The organism is Streptomyces dryopteridis, assembly GCF_049606955.1.
In the GTDB taxonomy this organism is placed as follows: domain Bacteria; phylum Actinomycetota; class Actinomycetes; order Streptomycetales; family Streptomycetaceae; genus Streptomyces.
Window position 1 is genome coordinate 319,146 of the sequence record NZ_CP187114.1, and the last position, 15,208, is coordinate 334,353.

The 15,208-nt window shown below is 74.8% G+C and carries 14 protein-coding genes; 7 read left to right on the forward strand and 7 right to left on the reverse strand.

The features are described 5' to 3' along the window. Positions 1 to 8: 8 nt before the first annotated feature. Together ACN20G_RS27820 and ACN20G_RS27825 are read right to left on the reverse strand one after the other, a co-directional pair. Entirely contained in the window at positions 9 to 920 is a 912-nt protein-coding gene (locus tag ACN20G_RS27820) for an NmrA family transcriptional regulator (RefSeq protein WP_424215957.1), read from the reverse strand. A gap of 821 nt (positions 921 to 1,741) precedes the next feature. After that, positions 1,742 to 2,146, reverse strand: coding sequence for a transglycosylase SLT domain-containing protein (locus ACN20G_RS27825; RefSeq protein ID WP_424215958.1), 405 nt, complete (start codon positions 2,144 to 2,146; stop codon positions 1,742 to 1,744). A 442-nt stretch (positions 2,147 to 2,588) separates the two neighbouring features. Here ACN20G_RS27825 and ACN20G_RS27830 point away from each other — a divergent pair, with 442 nt between their 5' ends. Beyond that, positions 2,589 to 3,236 (forward strand): dihydrofolate reductase family protein, encoded by a 648-nt coding sequence (locus ACN20G_RS27830; protein ID WP_424215959.1) that lies wholly within the window; start codon positions 2,589 to 2,591, stop codon positions 3,234 to 3,236. Here ACN20G_RS27830 and ACN20G_RS27835 read toward each other — a convergent pair. Then, on the reverse strand, positions 3,214 to 4,161 hold the full coding sequence (locus ACN20G_RS27835; protein ID WP_424215960.1) for a GNAT family N-acetyltransferase: 948 nt from the start codon (positions 4,159 to 4,161) through the stop codon (positions 3,214 to 3,216). The genes ACN20G_RS27830 and ACN20G_RS27835 overlap by 23 nt on opposite strands. Positions 4,162 to 4,210: 49 nt before the next feature. Continuing rightward, positions 4,211 to 4,774 carry a hypothetical protein gene (locus ACN20G_RS27840; RefSeq protein ID WP_424215961.1) on the reverse strand — a complete coding sequence of 188 codons (564 nt, stop codon included), beginning with the start codon at positions 4,772 to 4,774 and terminating at the stop codon, positions 4,211 to 4,213. A gap of 150 nt (positions 4,775 to 4,924) precedes the next feature. Here ACN20G_RS27840 and ACN20G_RS27845 point away from each other — a divergent pair, with 150 nt between their 5' ends. The 3 genes from ACN20G_RS27845 (at position 4,925) to ACN20G_RS27855 (ending at position 6,956) form a co-directional block, all read left to right on the forward strand. After that, on the forward strand, positions 4,925 to 5,812 hold the full coding sequence (locus ACN20G_RS27845) for a TIGR03620 family F420-dependent LLM class oxidoreductase (RefSeq protein ID WP_424215962.1): 888 nt from the start codon (positions 4,925 to 4,927) through the stop codon (positions 5,810 to 5,812). A gap of 58 nt (positions 5,813 to 5,870) precedes the next feature. Then, positions 5,871 to 6,257, forward strand: coding sequence for a VOC family protein (locus ACN20G_RS27850; RefSeq protein ID WP_424215963.1), 387 nt, complete (start codon positions 5,871 to 5,873; stop codon positions 6,255 to 6,257). A 66-nt stretch (positions 6,258 to 6,323) separates the two neighbouring features. Continuing rightward, positions 6,324 to 6,956 carry a hypothetical protein gene (locus ACN20G_RS27855; RefSeq protein ID WP_424215964.1) on the forward strand — a complete coding sequence of 211 codons (633 nt, stop codon included), beginning with the start codon at positions 6,324 to 6,326 and terminating at the stop codon, positions 6,954 to 6,956. Positions 6,957 to 7,006: 50 nt separating this feature from the next. Here the strand turns inward: ACN20G_RS27855 and ACN20G_RS27860 are convergent, their stop codons facing one another. Next, positions 7,007 to 8,206, reverse strand: a complete 1,200-nt coding sequence (locus ACN20G_RS27860) for a monooxygenase (protein ID WP_424215965.1) — start codon at positions 8,204 to 8,206, stop codon at positions 7,007 to 7,009. Positions 8,207 to 8,498: 292 nt separating this feature from the next. Here ACN20G_RS27860 and ACN20G_RS27865 point away from each other — a divergent pair, with 292 nt between their 5' ends. The 3 genes from ACN20G_RS27865 to ACN20G_RS27875 all read left to right on the forward strand — a co-directional run bounded on the left by ACN20G_RS27865 (position 8,499) and on the right by ACN20G_RS27875 (position 11,838). Continuing rightward, positions 8,499 to 9,149 (forward strand): TOPRIM nucleotidyl transferase/hydrolase domain-containing protein, encoded by a 651-nt coding sequence (locus ACN20G_RS27865; protein ID WP_424215966.1) that lies wholly within the window; start codon positions 8,499 to 8,501, stop codon positions 9,147 to 9,149. Between the two features lie 625 nt (positions 9,150 to 9,774). Then, positions 9,775 to 10,677, forward strand: a complete 903-nt coding sequence (locus tag ACN20G_RS27870; protein ID WP_424215967.1) for a serine hydrolase — start codon at positions 9,775 to 9,777, stop codon at positions 10,675 to 10,677. A 138-nt stretch (positions 10,678 to 10,815) separates the two neighbouring features. Further along, positions 10,816 to 11,838, forward strand: coding sequence for a hypothetical protein (locus tag ACN20G_RS27875; protein WP_424215968.1), 1,023 nt, complete (start codon positions 10,816 to 10,818; stop codon positions 11,836 to 11,838). A 19-nt stretch (positions 11,839 to 11,857) separates the two neighbouring features. On the opposite strand, the gene ACN20G_RS27880 is transcribed toward ACN20G_RS27875, so the two are convergent. Next, positions 11,858 to 13,483, reverse strand: coding sequence for an alpha/beta hydrolase (locus tag ACN20G_RS27880; RefSeq protein ID WP_424215969.1), 1,626 nt, complete (start codon positions 13,481 to 13,483; stop codon positions 11,858 to 11,860). A 148-nt stretch (positions 13,484 to 13,631) separates the two neighbouring features. Continuing rightward, positions 13,632 to 15,167 (reverse strand): cytochrome P450, encoded by a 1,536-nt coding sequence (locus ACN20G_RS27885; RefSeq protein ID WP_424215970.1) that lies wholly within the window; start codon positions 15,165 to 15,167, stop codon positions 13,632 to 13,634. Between the last annotated feature and the right edge of the window lie 41 nt (positions 15,168 to 15,208).

Here is a 15,208-nt window from a genome sequence, read left to right on the forward strand (position 1 = left end):
CGGGGCGGTCAACCGCCCCAGACGCCGGTCGCGGCGACCTCCCGAGCGTAGTCGGCGAAGTCCCTCGGCCGGCGGCCCAGAACCTCCTCGACCCCGGAGGTCGGCAGGGCGTTGCGCCCGTCGGTGATCAACTCGAAGAGGTCGGCGAACTCCCCCGGCAGCCCCTCGGCCTCCAACCCGGCCCGGAACTCGGCCGTGGTGACGGGCAGGTACGTGATGGCGCGACCCGTGGCGGCGGACAGTTCGGCGGCCACCTCGTGGAAGGACAGGGCTCGCGGACCGGACAGTTCGTGGGTGCGGCCGATGTGCGCGTCGTCGAGGAGGGAGGCGACGACGACGTCCGCGATGTCACCGGCGTCGACGAACGGCTCGACGGCGTCGCCCGTCGGCAGGGCGAGGGTTCCGGAACGGACGGGGTCGAGGAAGAAGCTCTCGTCGAAGTTCTGGTGGAACCAGTTCGCGCGCACCACCGTCCAGTCGCCCCCGGCCGCCTTCAACGCGTCCTCACCGACCACCGCCCCCTCCTCGCCCCGCCCGGACAACAACACCAGCCGCCGCGCCCCTCGCTCCACGGCCAGCCGGGAAAACGCCCCGACGGCCTCGGCGGCACCGGGGAACCCGAGGTCGGGGTAGTAGGTGACGTACACCGCGCCGACCCCGTCCAGGGCAGCCTCCCAGGTCTTCGGGTCCTCCCACACGAAGGCGGGCGCCCCACTCCGGGACCCCACCCGCACGGGCACCCCCAACCCCACGAGCCGCTCGGCGACCCGCCGCCCGGTCTTCCCGGTCCCCCCGATCACGAGGGTGGCCCGCTCGGCGAGGGGGGTGGGGGTGGGAGTGGGGGAAGAAGTGGGGGTGGGGGTGGGAGCGGGGGTGCTGATCGGGTGGGTGTTGCGCTCGATGTTCCGCGTGTTCGTCATGGACCACAGCAAACCCCGCGCTCCCACCCCCGGACCATGGCCTCGACACCCAACCGCATACGCGAGCGTCCAGGGGGGAGGGGGACGGGGTTGGTTGTGCGGGGTGGGGGTGCGGGCCCGGGTGCGGGTGGGCTGGTGGTTGCGGTGGCCGCCTGCCGGCGGCGGGCAAGTCAAAAGCGTTTCCCGGTGGCGGCGGGGAGAGGTCCGGGGTGGGGGTGCGTTGCCGTCTGCGGGCTGGTTTGTGGCTGGTGTGGCCGCCTGGCGGCGGCGGGTAGGTCAAAGGCGTTTCCCGGTGGCGGCGGGGAGGGGTCTGGGGCGGTGGTGCGTTGCCGTCTGCGGCGGCGGGGTGGGGCACGTGGGGTCTGCGGTCGCCTGGTGACGTCGGGTGGGTGCGGTGGGGTGCGTGCCCCGGACGGTCTGGGTGCGTGGTGGGGATTACCGTGGGCATGTCCCGGCGTGTCGCGTGCTGGGGACCTGGCCCGGCCCCGTGTGGGCCGGTGGACGGCCACGGCCCCAGGCCCCGGCTCCCCTGCGCCGCCCCTGGGAAAGGCTTTTGACCCGCCCGCCGCCGGCAGGCGGCCACCCCGGCCCGGTGCCGGGCCGCACCCGGGCACGGACCGTGCCCGAGACCGCTCCCCCGCCGCCCCTGGGAAAGGTTTTTGACTTGCCCGCCGCCGGCAGGCGGCCACCGAAACCATGCACCGGGGGCGCGTTCGGGAATGCGCGCAGGGCCCCGGCGGTGGTTGCCGGGGCCCTTGCGGGTGTCGCTGTGTGGCTCGTGCCTGTGTGGCTGGTGCCTGTGGTGCTGTGTGGCTGGTGGTTTAGTACCAGTGGTGCTGCTGCCAGAAGTTCCAGGCGCCGACGGGGCTGCCGTAGCGGGTGTTCATGTAGTCGAGGCCCCATTTGATCTGGGTGGCGGGGTTGGTCTTCCAGTCGGAGCCGGCGGAGGCCATCTTGGAGGCGGGGAGGGCCTGGACGAGGCCGTAGGCGCCGGAGGCGGTGTTGGTGGCGGTGTGGTTCCAGCCGGATTCGCGGGAGACGATGTTGTTGAACGCGGCGAACTGGGCCGGGTCGGGGATCATCTGCTGGGCGATCGCCTTGGCGTTCATCGGGGCGGCCTGGGCGGGCACGGCGGCGAGGAGGGAGCCGGCGGCGGCCAGTCCCACGACGGAGGCGGTGACGGCCTTCTTGGAAGCGGAGATGGAACGCAGGGCGAAGCGGGACACGACAACGGAACCTTCCGTCGGGAACAGGACCGTCACCCCACCGAACCCCACCACACCACAACGACGGTGACCACGGGGCCGGGACAGCGACACGACCCGACCGAAGTGAACCCGGATCCGCCGCTCGGCGACCTCACCACCATCACCCGACCCCCAACCCGCCGGCAACCACCCCCGATACGAACACCCCTCGTAGACACCCCCACCCACACCCCCCAACCCACACCCCCACCCGCCCCGGGACTACGGTCCACCCTCGTATGTGACCTTCGCCCTGTGCCCCGCCTCACCCCTCACCCGGCCTGAGGTCGCTCTGTGTGAGCGGGCTGCTCCGGGTGGTGGGTCGGTCGGGGTGTCGGGGGTCACAGGGGGCGGGGGTGCGGGTCGCGCTGTCAGGGTGGGGCGGGGCGGCCCGGTGGCGGTGTGTGAGGAGTGGTGACGGATGCGGCTGGTGGTGCAGGAGTTCCTGTCCTTGGACGGGGTGTCGCAGGGGCCCGGGGGGCCGGACGAGGACACGAGCGGCGGGTTCTCGCGGGGCGGCTGGTTCGTGTCCTCCATCGACGGCGAGTTCGAGAGGGTCGCGGGCGACTGGTTGGGGCGGGCCGAGGGCCTGTTGTTCGGGGCGGACACGTACCGGAACTTCGCGCGCGACTGGCCGGGAATGGACCATCCCTTCGCTCCCGTCATGAACGCGCTCCCCAAGTACGTGGTCTCCCGCACGCTCACCCCCGAGGCGGCTCTCTGGGATCCCACCACGGTCCTCGACACCGAGCCCCTCGCCCGGCTCGCGGAGCTGCGCGCACGGCCGGGTGCCGGCGAGTTGCAGGTGCACGGGAGCGCACGTCTGGCGGGGACGCTGCTCGCGGCGGGGTTGGTCGACACGTTGCGGCTCGTGATCGCGCCCGTCGTCGTGGGCCAGGGCCGCCGTCTGTTTCCGGCCACCGGCCCGGCCCTCGGTTTTCGTCCGGTGGAGCGGCGCGTGCTGCCGGGCGGGCTGACCGTGCTGGAACTGGCGGCGACCGGCACGCCCTCGTTCGGCACGTACGGGGCCGGGAGCTCGGGTCCGGTCAGTCCGTCCTCGCGCGTTTGAGAAGGGGCAGGTCTCGGCTCAGTTCTCGGAAGCCCACGCTCTCGTAGAGGGCGCTCGGCGCCCGGTGCCCGGGCGCGCCCAGGCAGGCGACGGTGGCGTGGGTCGCGCCGACGGCCCGCGCGCGGCTCATGCCGTGCAGGAGCAGGGCGCGGGCGAGTCCTCGGCGGCGGTGGTCCGGGTGGGTGCCGACGGGTTCGAACTGGACGGTCCGGTTCGCCTGGTCGAGCCACATGATCGCCGAGCAGGCCATGGTGCCGTCCGGTGCCTCCACCAGCACGTGCAGGTCGCCCCGGTATGCCGTCGTGCGCCGTACGCCCTCGTATTTCTCGGCGGAGTACGTGGAGGGGCTCCAGGCGTCGCGGTGGGCGCGGACCGCCGCGTCCGGGCCCGCCTCGTCGGCGGTGCGGAAGCGGAATCCGGGCGGGAGGACGGGGGGCCGGAGGTGGGTGAGGTCGCGGGTGTTGAGTCGGGTCCAGGTTCCGTGCACGCCGAGGCCCGCCGGGTCGGGGGTGTAGCCGTGCGCGGTCCAGCGGGTGAGGGCGAAGGTGTCGGCGGCGCCGGGGAGTGCGGTGCGGTCGAGGTGTGAGGCGGTGGTCTCGTACCAGTCGATCACGTCGTCGACGAGTTTCCGGTGCGCGGGGTGCACCTGGTGGACGAGGGAGGCGGCGGTGGCCGGGGCGGCTCTGTTGTCGTGGGCGGCGGGGTGCGGCAGTCGGATCCAGGCCCAGGCGACCAACTCCCCCGCCGCCCACCACAGTCGGCGCGAGTTCACCGCGCGGGTGCCGTCGTCGCGGCCCCAGTTCCAGGCGAGTTCGCCGTAGGAGGCGTCGCTGTTGACCAGTTCGGGGCGGAGGGCGGTGATCCGTTGGGCCAAAGCCTGCATGAGTCGCACGTCCGAGGCCGTCGCGGGCTCGACAGTCGTCATGGTGCCCCACTGTGGCAGGAGTCGGCGTCACCCGTCGAGCGGTTTGGGTTCATGGCCGACGGCCGTGGCGACGCGGGCGCAGGGCGGCCAGGGAGGCCAGGGCCCAGACGGTGAGGCCGGCGCCCGCGGCGGCGAGGGCCCAGCCGCCGGCGCGGCGCAGTTCGGGCCAGGTCGCGTAGCGGTGGCGTCCGCCGTCGATCTCGACGGTCATGACGCGTCCTCGCCACAGTTCCACCCTCGCGGGTGCGCCGATGTCGACGCGGTCGTATTCGCGGCGGGGCACGGACTGGGGCAGGACGCGGCCGGTGTCGGTCTCGACGTCGAGGACCCACGTGACGGTGGTGGACTGGTGGGGGTTGCCCTGGGCGTCGTGCCAGGTGCTCGTGTCGCTCTCGCGGTGTTTGCCGGTCACCCGCCCCGTCTCGGCGCTCACGCAGTCGCGCGGTTCGTCCAGGCCGGCGCGCGGGGTCGCGGCGGGGCAGGGGGGTGCCGCGTGTTGGGCGCGGAGGTCGTGTTCGGTGCCGCGGATCACGAGGACGCCGAGGAGGAGCAGGGCGGGGCCGAGCAGTGCGGCGGCGACGCGTACGACGATGCGTGACGGTCCGGGTCCCATGGTGTCCCCCTCGTGCGCCTTCGCCTGCGCGCCCTCGTGCCCGTGTCCATGGTGGGTGTCGGCGCACCGGTCTCGCAACGGCCTTTCGGAAAAACGGAGGGGCGCGTTCTCGGGCGGAATGTCCTCGTCCTGTCGTGGTAGGCATGGGGCATGACTTCTGTGCACGAGATCGATGACGTCAAGGGCCGGTTCGGTGCGGTCGGGTTGTGGAGCGGCGCGCTCCGTGAGGATCCGGCGCGGCGCGGGGAGATCGCGGACGCGCTCGCGGAGATCGAGGAGTTGGGGTACGGGGCGGTGTGGCTCGGGGGCAGCCCGGGGCCGGCCGACGCGGCGGCGGTGTTGGCGGCGACCCGCCGGATCACGGTCGCCACCGGCATCGTCAGCATTTGGGAGCACGGGGCGAAGGAGGTGGCCGAGGCGGTCGCCACGCTGCCGGAAGGGGATCGCGAGCGGTTCCACCTGGGGCTGGGGGTCAGTCACGGGGCCCTGGCCCCCGCCTACGCGCGTCCCTACTCGGCGATGGTCGACTACCTCGACGCCTTGGACTCCGCACCGCATCCGGTGCCGTCGGGGCGCCGGTTGTTGGCGGCGTTGGGGCCCCGGATGCTGCGGCTGGCCGCCGACCGCACCCTGGGGGCGCACCCCTATCTGGTGACCGCGCGGGCCGTCGCCGGGTTCCGCGAGACGCTCGGGGCGGCGGCTTTCCTCGCGCCCGAGTTGATGGTGGTGCCGGGCCCGTCGCCGGCGGATGCCCGTGCCGTGGCCCGCGCGACCTTGGAGGTCTACCTGCGGTTGCCGAACTACACCGCGTCGTTGGAGCGCGACGGGTTCACGGAGGAGGACTTCGTGGGCGGGGGCAGCGATCGGCTGTTGGACGCGTTGTTCGCGTTCGGCGACCCGGAGCGGGTGCGCGAGCGGGTGGCGGAGTTCCGGGCGGCGGGCGCCGACCACGTCACGGTGCAGGTGCTCACCCCGGAGCACGAGACCGGGCTGCCGCTCGCGCACTGGCGGGCCCTGGCCCCGGCGCTGCTCGGCTGACGACTGACGACTGACGTGACGACCGCGTAGGGATCAACGGACCGGGCACAGGCGGGACATGACCGTGCGGAAGACTCCCGTGATAGCCCTGGACTGCGCCGAGCCCGAGACGCTCGCCCGGTTCTACGCCGACCTGTTGGCCGCCGAGGTGCGGCCCGGTCCCACCGCGGACGACGTGGAGGTGGTGGGCGGCGCCGGGGTCCGGCTCGCGTTCCGCCGCGACCCCGGTTTCGCGCCGCCGAGTTGGCCCCGGCCCGAGGACTCGCTCCAGGCCCACCTGCGGATCCGGGTCGCGGCGGCGGACATCGACGAGGCCGAGCGGGAGGCGGTCTCGCTGGGCGCGCGTCCGGTCGGCACCGACGCCGACGACGGGCCCCGGCCGATCCGCCTGCTCAGCGACCCGGCCGGGCACTCCTTCGCCTTCGTGGCCGTCGACCCGGTGTGATGGCGACAGCGGGTCCGATCCCTCCCTCTTCGGGCCGGTTCGCTCGGCGCCGGTACCGTGGCGCCCATGACGAATCCCGTATCGAGCGCCGAGGCGCTCCGGCCGGCCGCGGACGCGGTCACGATGGCCTGGTCCCTGATGCTCACGGGGGATCCGCAGTCCCCGCGCCGCAAGACGGCCTCGCGGTTCGTGCACGAGCACCGGCCGGTGCCGGACGCGGCGGAGGTCGAACGGGGTGCGGTGTACCTGATCGCGACGGTCGCCGCGCTCGGGCTGCCGCAGGGTCCGGGCGGCGTTGGCGACGAGGCGGCGCGGCGGGCCCGCGCGGCGAAGCTGGTGGAACGGGCGACCGCGACGCCCACCCCTGAGGAGGCCCCCGCCGAGACCCTTGCCGAGACCCCCGAGGACGGGGCACCGGACGGGCCTGGTGAGGATCCGGCGCCGGTGCGGGCCTTCCTCGTCGACCTCGTGGACCGGTTGCCCGGGACCGCGGCCGACGTGCTGGCCTGGTACGCGGCGCACCCCGACGCCTCGTCGCCGACACCCGGCCGGCGGGCGGCCCTGATCGGCCTGTTGCGCGAGGTGGTCGAGCTGACCGACTCGGCGCTGCCGGCGCCCCGCACCCGCGACATGGTCGACCAGCTCCTCGGCCTGCGGGCCACGAGCGCCCGACGTGAGCGCGGACGCGGACGACGCTGACCCCGCACCCCGCACCCCGGCCGGTGTCGGGTCGGCCGGTGTCGGGCCGGTCAGCGGGTGCCGGGGGCGCCGCCGAACGTGGCCGTGGTGTCGGCCCGGCTCCACCACGCGTCGAGTTCGGCCTGCCCCATGCTGCGCCAGTCCGGGGTGTTCAGCACGAGCGCGTCGCCCAGGCTGCGGCCGAGGGCGACCAGGGCGTGCCCGGCGGGGGCCCGGTCCGCGTCGTACGCGGCGAGGGCGCGGGTCGGATCGGGGGAGGCGCGCAGGGCCCGTTCGAGGGCGAGGCAGTCCTGGAGCGCCTTGACGGCGCCCGCTCCGGTGTGGGGGCGGGCCACTGAGGCCGCGTCCCCGGCGAGGGCGTGCCGGTGGGTCGCGAACCGGGGTGCCGCGAGGTCGTGGATCGGGTGGACGATGACCTCCGCGCGGCCGGCCAGCCGCAGGACCTGTCCCCAGAAGGGCGGCAGGAGGTGCTCCGCGATGTACGCGGCGTGGTCGTACAGGCGGGCGTGGACGGGCGCGGGCAGCGGGGTCGTGAGCTCGGGGACGTGGGCGAGGTCGGGGGGCGGGGTCGCGTAGAGCACCCAGTTGACGCGCCGGCCGCCGCTGCCGTCGGGGATGCGGTAGACGACCACGTGTCCGCCGTCGAAGACGACGTAGCCGCATTCGTCGGGCTCCCACGTGCCCTGGGAGCGGGCGCGGTCGAGGCGTTCGTCCGGGTAGCCGCCGCGCCAGACGAGACAGCCGGTGGAGGTGGGGTGCACGTCCCCGAACGCCTCGGCGCGGACGAGGGAGCGGTGTCCGTCGGCCCCGACGACGACGTCGAAGCGGTCACGGGTGCCGTCGGCGGTGACGACGGTGTCCTCGTGGACGCGGGTGACGTGCGCGCCGTCGCGCAGGACCACGGAGTCGGGGAGTCTGCGGCGCAGTTCCCGCCACAGGGGTCCCCAGCCGTAGGAGCGGAACGGGAACGGTGACCATCCGATGCGCCGGCCCATGGGCGCGCCGCCGTCCCGCACATACCAGCCCCGCCGGGTCAGGCGCAGGGCGGGGATGTCCTCGTCGAGGTATCCGGCCTCGGCGAGTTCGGCGTAGCGGTCGTCGTGGACGGCGAGTCCGGCGCCCCGGTCCGCGAGTCGGCCGCCGGCTCGTTCGAAGACGGTGACCGCGTCCGCTCCGCCCCGGCTCGCGGCCAGGGCTGCGGCGCAGCCCGCGATGCTGCCGCCGACGATGCCGAACCCGCCGTGCCCCATTTCCCCGCCCCTCTCCCCCGCCGCCGTCGCCCTCGCCCGGCCCGCCCTCGTGTGTGCGTCGCCCGCCATGGTGGTACACGACGGGCGTCCTGGGGAGGGCGTGACGGGTGCACGGGAGGCGCGTCGGCCACGGGGCGCGCCGATCGGTCCGGTTTTCGCCCCCGAACCCCCGACTCCGGCACGGCACTCCCGGTGATCCGAGGTTTCGGAGGGGGCACGGTGACGGACGGGAACGGCGAGCGCCGCGGGTAATTCGCCGGCGGGTCGGTCCCGGTGGGGGAAGACTCGGGGCATGGGTGACATGGAGGTGTTCCGGCGCGCGGTCGTGGAGCAGGTCGTGGCGGCCGGAGACGGGGACGGGGACGGTGGGATCGGGCACGAGGGCGGGGGGCTGCGGGAGGTCGCGCTCGTGGCGGGTGTGCGGACCGTCGTGCTCGTGGAGGGGCCCAGTGACGTGGCGGCCCTGGCCGCCCTCGCGGAGCGGCGCGGTCGTGACCTGGAGGCCGAGGGGGTGTGCGTGCTCGCGATGAACGGGGCCATGAGCGTGGGCCGGTTCGCGCCGCCGCTCGGGCCCTCGGGGGCGGGTCTGCGGCTGCTCGGCCTGTGCGACGAGGCGGAGCTCGGGTTCTACGAGCGGGCGTGGGAACGGGCCGGGGCGCCGGCCGGCGGGATCTTCGTGTGCGCGGCGGACCTGGAGGACGAGCTGATCCGCGCGCTCGGCGTGCCGGCGGCGGAGGAGGTGGTCAGGTCGGAGGGGGAACTGCGTTCGCTGCGGATCTTCGTGCGTCAGCCGGCGCAGCAGGACCGTGATCCGGCCCGCCGGTTGCGCCGGTTCCTCGGCACCCGCAAGGGCCGCAAGATCCGTTACGGCCGGGCCCTGGTGGAGGCCCTCGCCCCGGGGCGGACCCCGGCGCCCTTGGAGGCGTTGTTCACCGCGTTGTGAGCCGGGCACCGGGGGGCGGGCGCGGGGCAGTGGGAGTGGTGGGGGTTCAGGGGCGCAAGTCCCGAGGTTCGGGACCAACGGACCCGTCCGGCGGGGCGCGACGGATGATCTCCTGGGAGGGGCCCGATCCGGCCGGTGACGCAACCCGGCGCGGGTCTCGTCGCACGGCCCGGGGCGGGGCCGTCGATCGGGCGTTCCCGATCGTGCCGTCCTGACCCCGTTTCTCTGGAGCCCCACCCGCATGCCCGCTTCCCGGGACCAGCAGCCCGTCCGCCCCGACGCCCCCGCGTCGTACCCGCCGTCACCGGCCTCAGCCTACGGGCCGGCCCGTAGGCGGGAGGAGGGCACGGCCCCCGGCTCCGCTCCCACGCCCGCGCCGACGCCGACGCCCACGCCGTGGTACGACGGGCGGCCCGCGCCCGCGGCGCCCTCCCACGAGGTTCCGCGTCACCGTCCCGTGCCCCCCGTCGGCCCTGCCGGCCCCACCGGTGCCTTCGGACCGCCCGTATCGTCCGGACCGCACGGACCCCTCGGCCCGGTGGGCCCCGCGGGGCCGCCGGCCGGGGCCGGGCGTGCGGGCGACGGACGGCCCGGCCGGTCGGGGCGTCGTCGCGGGCGGGTGCTCGTGGCCGCGTCCGCGGCCTCCGTGGTCCTCGCGGGTGCGGGCTGGGGTGTGTGGGAGTGGGGCTTCGCCGACTCCCGGTCCGCCGGCGCCGGCGCGAAGACCTTGGCCGCCGCCGCGGGCACTTCGGCCGCGCCGGCCCGTCCGGACGCGCAGACCGTGCTGTCGCAGGAGCTTGCGGCGGCCTGGGCCGAGGCGGTGCCCGCCGCGCAGGGCCGTTTCGCGCTCGGTGTCCGTGACGTGCGCACCGGCGCCGTCGCCGTCGCCGGGCAGGACGACTTCCGTTTCAACACCGCCAGTGTCGTCAAGTCGCACATCCTGGCCGCGACCCTGCTGAAGGCGCAGGACGAGAAGCGGGAGCTGACCGCGTTCGAGCTCCGGCAGGTCGTGCCGATGATCCGGCAGAGCGCCAACGAACCGGCGACCGCCCTGTGGCCCGGGGTCGGCAGGGACGCGGGCATGAAGAAGGCGTACGAGCGGTTCGGGATGACGGAGACCAGCCCGGGGACCCTGGACCGGTGGGGGCTGACCACCACCACCGTGCGGGACCAGTTGCGGTTCCTGGAGATGTTGCACTCCCCCGATTCCCCGCTGAACGAGACCTCCCGCGCCTACCAGTTGAACCTGATGAGCACCCTCGACAAGGACCAGATCGAGGGCGGTGTGCACACCATCGCGGACCCGGGCAGCACGTACGCGGCCAAGGACGGCTGGTTGCCGCGCAGCCAGACGGGCCTGTGGGTGATCAACAGCATCGGGCGGCTGCCGGTGTCCGGGCGGCTGCTGGACATCGTGGTGCTCTCGCAGGACCAGCGGTCGCAGGACGCGGGGGTGCAGCAGGGCGAGAAGATGCTGCGGGCCGTGATGCCGCGCCTGGTCACGGCGCTGAACGAACGGGCCACCTGAGCCGCGCGCGAGCGCGCGCTCGCACCGATCCGCCGCTCCCCGCGTACGGGATCCGGCCATTGTCGGCGAGTGGGTTGTGCGGTTTCGACGCGAACGTCCAGGCTGTGCCCTTCGGTGTTCGCGGCGTGAGGAGTTCCGGTGACGGCGTCCACGAGTGAGCGTTCCCCCGTCGCGGCGGAGCGGACGGTGCTCGCGTTGAACGAGGCGATGACGGGGGTTTACGCGGCCGCGCGGGAGGGTCACCGGGAGCGGTTGCTCGCCGAGTTCCCCGTGCTGTTGGCCCTGTTCGACGGTGCGGGCGGGCGCATGTCGCTGCGGGTGCCGGGGAGTGCGGTGCGGCAGGCGCCGCCGGTGCCCGTCGAGTACCGCTTCCTGAAGTCGTTGGCGCACAGCGCCGTCGCCGTGCACGAGGTCGCGGGGAGCCCGACCGGCGGCGGTCATCTGTCGGCCGCCGGTTTGACGACGGTGTTGGAGGAGGCGTCGGCGGCCCTGTCCGAGGTGCGGTTGGGGCCGGCAGCGCGGGTGGCGGCGGAGGCCGTGCTCGACGCCGGTCGCGGGTTCCTCTCGGTGCCGCGCGGGTCGCGGGAGGCGGATCCGGGCGAGTTGGAGGCATTCGGGCGGGCCTGCGCGCCGCACGTGGTCACCCTGATCGAGGAGGCCGCGGGTGTGCAGGTGGCCCATTGGATGGGGGTGTTGGAGGAGTGGCGCGCGGTGGTGGGGCGGGCCTCGTGGGAGCGGCTGCACGCGGCCGTGAACACCCTGTACGTGACGCGCCGCAAGAACGTCCTGTTCACCGTCCTCGCCCAGTTCATGGGCGAGGAGGCGTTCGGCGACCGGCTGCTGTTGTTCGAGACCCCCGAGTTCACCACCACCGAGGACCGGATGTTGGACGCGCTGACACGTGTCGTCGCGGACCGGGGCCTGGGACGTTCGTTCTTCCGGCACGGGCGGGTGATGGACGTGGAGATCATGGGGGACGCGGCCGCGCGGGCCGTCCTCCGGGAGGGCGCGCGACGTGGCATGGCCCCCGTGCTGCCGTCGTCCGCCCCCTTCGATGCCCGCCACTGGCCCTGGCCCACGGAGCCGACCGGCGGGGTGCTCCCGGGTGACCTGCGGACGGCCGCCGGTCTCGGCGACGCGTTCGCGGGGTCACCCGGGTGAGGGCCGGGCGGCGTCCGGCTCAGCCGGTGGGGCGGTGGAGGACGGGGAGGGCGTCGCGGGTTTCGTCGACTCCTTCGACGGGGCCCCGGGGGGCGAGGCCCGTCGGGGGTGCCTCGTCGGCGCAGACGGTGCCCTTGGCCGGGAGGGTGAGGCGGGCGAGGTAGGCGGTGGCGAGGTCGGTGGCGCAGGCGCTGCGGTTGAACGCGGTGTGGCCCTCGGCGTCGAAGGTCAGCAGCCGGCCGTTCTCCAGGGTGCGCGAGAGGGCCACGGCGTCGCGGTAGGGGGTGTCGGGGTCGCCGGTGGTGCCCAGGATCAGGATGGGTGCGGAGCCGGCGGCCCGGTAGGAGCCCTCGTGCCGGCTCGCGCGGGGGGTGGGCCAGGCGGCGCAGGTGGTGGCGTGGTTGTGGTCGTAGGTGGGGGGCCCGAGGCCGATGGGGGGTCCGAGGAGGGGGTTGGCGGCGGTTTCGACGGTGACGAGGCCGGCGAGGAGCGCGGTGTCGGTGGGGTAGCGGCGGTCTGCGCACTCGACGGCGGTGTTGACGTTGAGGAAGTCAAAGGAGCCGGGTGAGGGCGGGTTGAGCAGGAAGGAGGCGCGGCCTTGGCGGGCGCCTTCGAGGGCCTGGCCGAAGGCGGGCCAGATCTCCTTGCCGGAGTTGATGTTGAACATGAGGCGGTAGGCGAGGGTGTAGCCGGTGGCGGGCCGTCCGCTGGGGGTGATGACGGGCTTGGCGTCCAGGGCGCGTTTGAGGTCCTCGAACGCCTGTCGGGGGCGGCCCGCGCCGAATCCGCAGGTGTCGGGCTCTGCGGCGCACCAGTCGAGGAAGCGGCCGACGGCGGCGTCGAGGGCGGCGAACTGGCCGGCGTCGTAGGCGTAGGGCAGCTCGGCGTAGTGCACGGGGTCGTAGGCGCCGTCGAGGACCATGGCCCGCACGCGGTTCGGGTGGCGGGCGGCGTAGACGGTGCCGACGTAGCTGCCGAAGGAGCGGCCGTAGAAGGTGAGGGTGTCCTCGCCGAGGGCGCGGCGCAATAGGTCGAGGTCGTCGGCGTTGGCGGCGGTGCCGACGTACGGCAGGAGGCGGGCGGAGCGTTCGGCGCAGGCGGCGGCGAAGGCCCGGCCCTGGCGGAGGGCGGTGCCCAGGGTGGCGGGGCCGGGGGCGCCGCGCGCGGAGTCCACGGCGGCGGCGTATTCACGGTCGTCCCAGCATTCGAGCTGACCGCTGCGGGCCACTCCGCGCATGTCGTAGCCGAGGACGTCGAAGCCGGCGCGGAGGGCCGGGTCGAGGGCGCCGTAGCTGTTGCGGGCGAAGTCGACGCCGGAGTTGCCGGGCCCGCCGGGGTGCAGCACGAGGACGCCGGTGCGCCGGCTCGGGTCGGCGGCGGTGCGGCGGGTGACGGCGAGGTCGATGGTGGGGCCGGTCGGATCGCGGTGGTCGAGGGGGACGCGGGCGGTCGCGCACCGGAAGCCGTCGTTCTGGGGGCCGTCGCAGGGTCCCCACACGAGTTCGGGCACGGCCGCGCCGGGCGGCTCGGCGGGGGACGCGGCGGTGGCGGGGGGCGCGACGAGGAGGGCGGTGACGAGGGCGAGGAGCACGGCGACGCCCCAGGCGGTGCGTCGGGCGGGCGCGCCGGATGGTCGGGTCTGCATGCGACGGACTCCCTGTGTCGTGTGTCCGGGGCTGTCTCGTGTGTCCGGGGCAGGGACAGGGTCGCATCGCGCGGGCGGGTGGTACAGACCGATGACCCGACGGGTTCACGCCGGCCCGCGCGTTCGGACGCGGGCGGGTGACGGCCCGTCAGTGGTCCTCGCCGGGGCGGCGGAGGCGGACGCGCAGCCGCAGACCCCGGGGGCTGATGGTGGTGGCCAGGTGGGGGCGGACGGGCCGGGTGTCCACGGGTTCCAGGACGGTGCGGGAGGCGATGACGGCGAGGGCCAGACCGGCCTCGGCGAGGGCGAACCGGTCGCCGATGCACTTGCGGGCCCCGGTGCCGAACGGGAGGAAGCTGCGGTCGGGGCGGTGGTCGAGCCGGCGGTCGGGGTCGAAGCGCTCGGGGTCGGGGTGGTGGGCGGGGTCGTGGTGCAGCACGTAGGGGCTGACGGCGATGCCGGTGCCGGCCCGGAGCCGGACCCCGCCGAGTTCGGTGTCGACGGTCACGGTCCGGTTGATCAGCCAGCCCGGCGGATACATGCGCAGGGCCTCGGCGATCACCCGGTTGGTGAGGTCGAGTTCGGGCAGGCGGTCGTGGCCCAGCGGGCCGGTGGCGAGGACCCCGTCGACCTCGCGCCGGACCCGGCGGGCGATCTCGGGGTGCCGGGCCAGCAGGTACAGGGCCCAGGAGAGGGTGGTCGCGGTGGTCTCGGCGCCCGCGCCGAAGAAGGCGATGACCTGGTCGCGCAGTTCGTGCGGGGCGAAGGCGGGGCTCTCGCCCTCGGCGAGGCTCTCGGGGTCCACGGCCTGGATCAGCGCGGACAGCAGGTCCTCACGACGCGCCGGCGCGGCTCCGGGCGCCGATCCGGGCGCGGCTCCCGGGACCGGTGCGGGCGCGGGTTCGCGTGCCGGGTCGGCGGCGAGGTTCGCGCGGCCCCGGGCGATGAGTTCGTCCATCGTGGCGAAGATCCGGTCCCTGGCCCGTTCGGTGCGGCCCAGGCCGAGGACGGGGACGCGGTCGAGGAAGGGTGGGGTGACCATCTTGCGGAAGATGCCGTCCACGAGGGCGTCGAGGTCGGCGATGACGTCGTCGAAGCGTTCGGGGGGCAGTCCGCCGTCGAAGACGGTGTCCAGGACGGCGCGGATGGCGAGGGCCTGGGTCTGCGGGTTGACGTCCACGACGGCGCCGTCCGTCCAGCCCGCGACCGTGGTCTCGGCCGCGGCCACGAACACCTCCCCGTAGGCGGGGAAGCGGTCGGGGTGGAAGGAGGGTTGACTCAGTCGGCGCTGCCGGCGGTGTTGGGCGTGCGGGCAGGTGACGAGCCCGTTGCCGATGGTGTTGAGGCCGCGTTCGAAGAAGGGTCCGCCCTTGTCGAAGGTGCGGTCGTCGACGAGGACGGCGCGGACCAGCGCCGGATCGCAGACCATGACCATGTCGGCCGGGCCGGCCTTGATCCGGACCATGGGCCCCTGCGCGGGCAGGGAGCGCAGGAAGCCGAGGGGGTCTCGGGCCAGGGCCAGGAGGTGCCCGATCCCCGGGAGGGCCCCGGCGGCGAGGGGCACGTCGGCGCGCGGTGTCCCGCCGCCGGCCGTGGCGGGGGCGGAGGCGGGCGCGTGGCCGGCGGGGCAACCGGCGTGGGGGCCGACGGGTCCGGCGTCCCTGGGGTCCCGCTGCTCGGACATCCGTGTGCTCCTTCGCCGTGACCGCCGCGCGCGCCCCGGGC

What these genes read in the sequence shown, in the direction of transcription:
- ACN20G_RS27855 (WP_424215964.1), top strand. Translation starts at nt 6,324, where the DNA reads ATGACGAATCCCGTATCGAGCGCCGAGGCGCTCCGGCCGGCCGCGGAC.
- ACN20G_RS27840 (WP_424215961.1), bottom strand. Translation starts at nt 4,774, where the DNA reads ATGGGACCCGGACCGTCACGCATCGTCGTACGCGTCGCCGCCGCACTG.
- ACN20G_RS27885 (WP_424215970.1), bottom strand. Translation starts at nt 15,167, where the DNA reads ATGTCCGAGCAGCGGGACCCCAGGGACGCCGGACCCGTCGGCCCCCAC.
- ACN20G_RS27865 (WP_424215966.1), top strand. Translation starts at nt 8,499, where the DNA reads ATGGGTGACATGGAGGTGTTCCGGCGCGCGGTCGTGGAGCAGGTCGTG.
- ACN20G_RS27830 (WP_424215959.1), top strand. Translation starts at nt 2,589, where the DNA reads ATGCGGCTGGTGGTGCAGGAGTTCCTGTCCTTGGACGGGGTGTCGCAG.
- ACN20G_RS27835 (WP_424215960.1), bottom strand. Translation starts at nt 4,161, where the DNA reads ATGACGACTGTCGAGCCCGCGACGGCCTCGGACGTGCGACTCATGCAG.
- ACN20G_RS27820 (WP_424215957.1), bottom strand. Translation starts at nt 920, where the DNA reads ATGACGAACACGCGGAACATCGAGCGCAACACCCACCCGATCAGCACC.
- ACN20G_RS27880 (WP_424215969.1), bottom strand. Translation starts at nt 13,483, where the DNA reads ATGCAGACCCGACCATCCGGCGCGCCCGCCCGACGCACCGCCTGGGGC.
- ACN20G_RS27850 (WP_424215963.1), top strand. Translation starts at nt 5,871, where the DNA reads ATGACCGTGCGGAAGACTCCCGTGATAGCCCTGGACTGCGCCGAGCCC.
- ACN20G_RS27860 (WP_424215965.1), bottom strand. Translation starts at nt 8,206, where the DNA reads ATGGGGCACGGCGGGTTCGGCATCGTCGGCGGCAGCATCGCGGGCTGC.
- ACN20G_RS27845 (WP_424215962.1), top strand. Translation starts at nt 4,925, where the DNA reads ATGACTTCTGTGCACGAGATCGATGACGTCAAGGGCCGGTTCGGTGCG.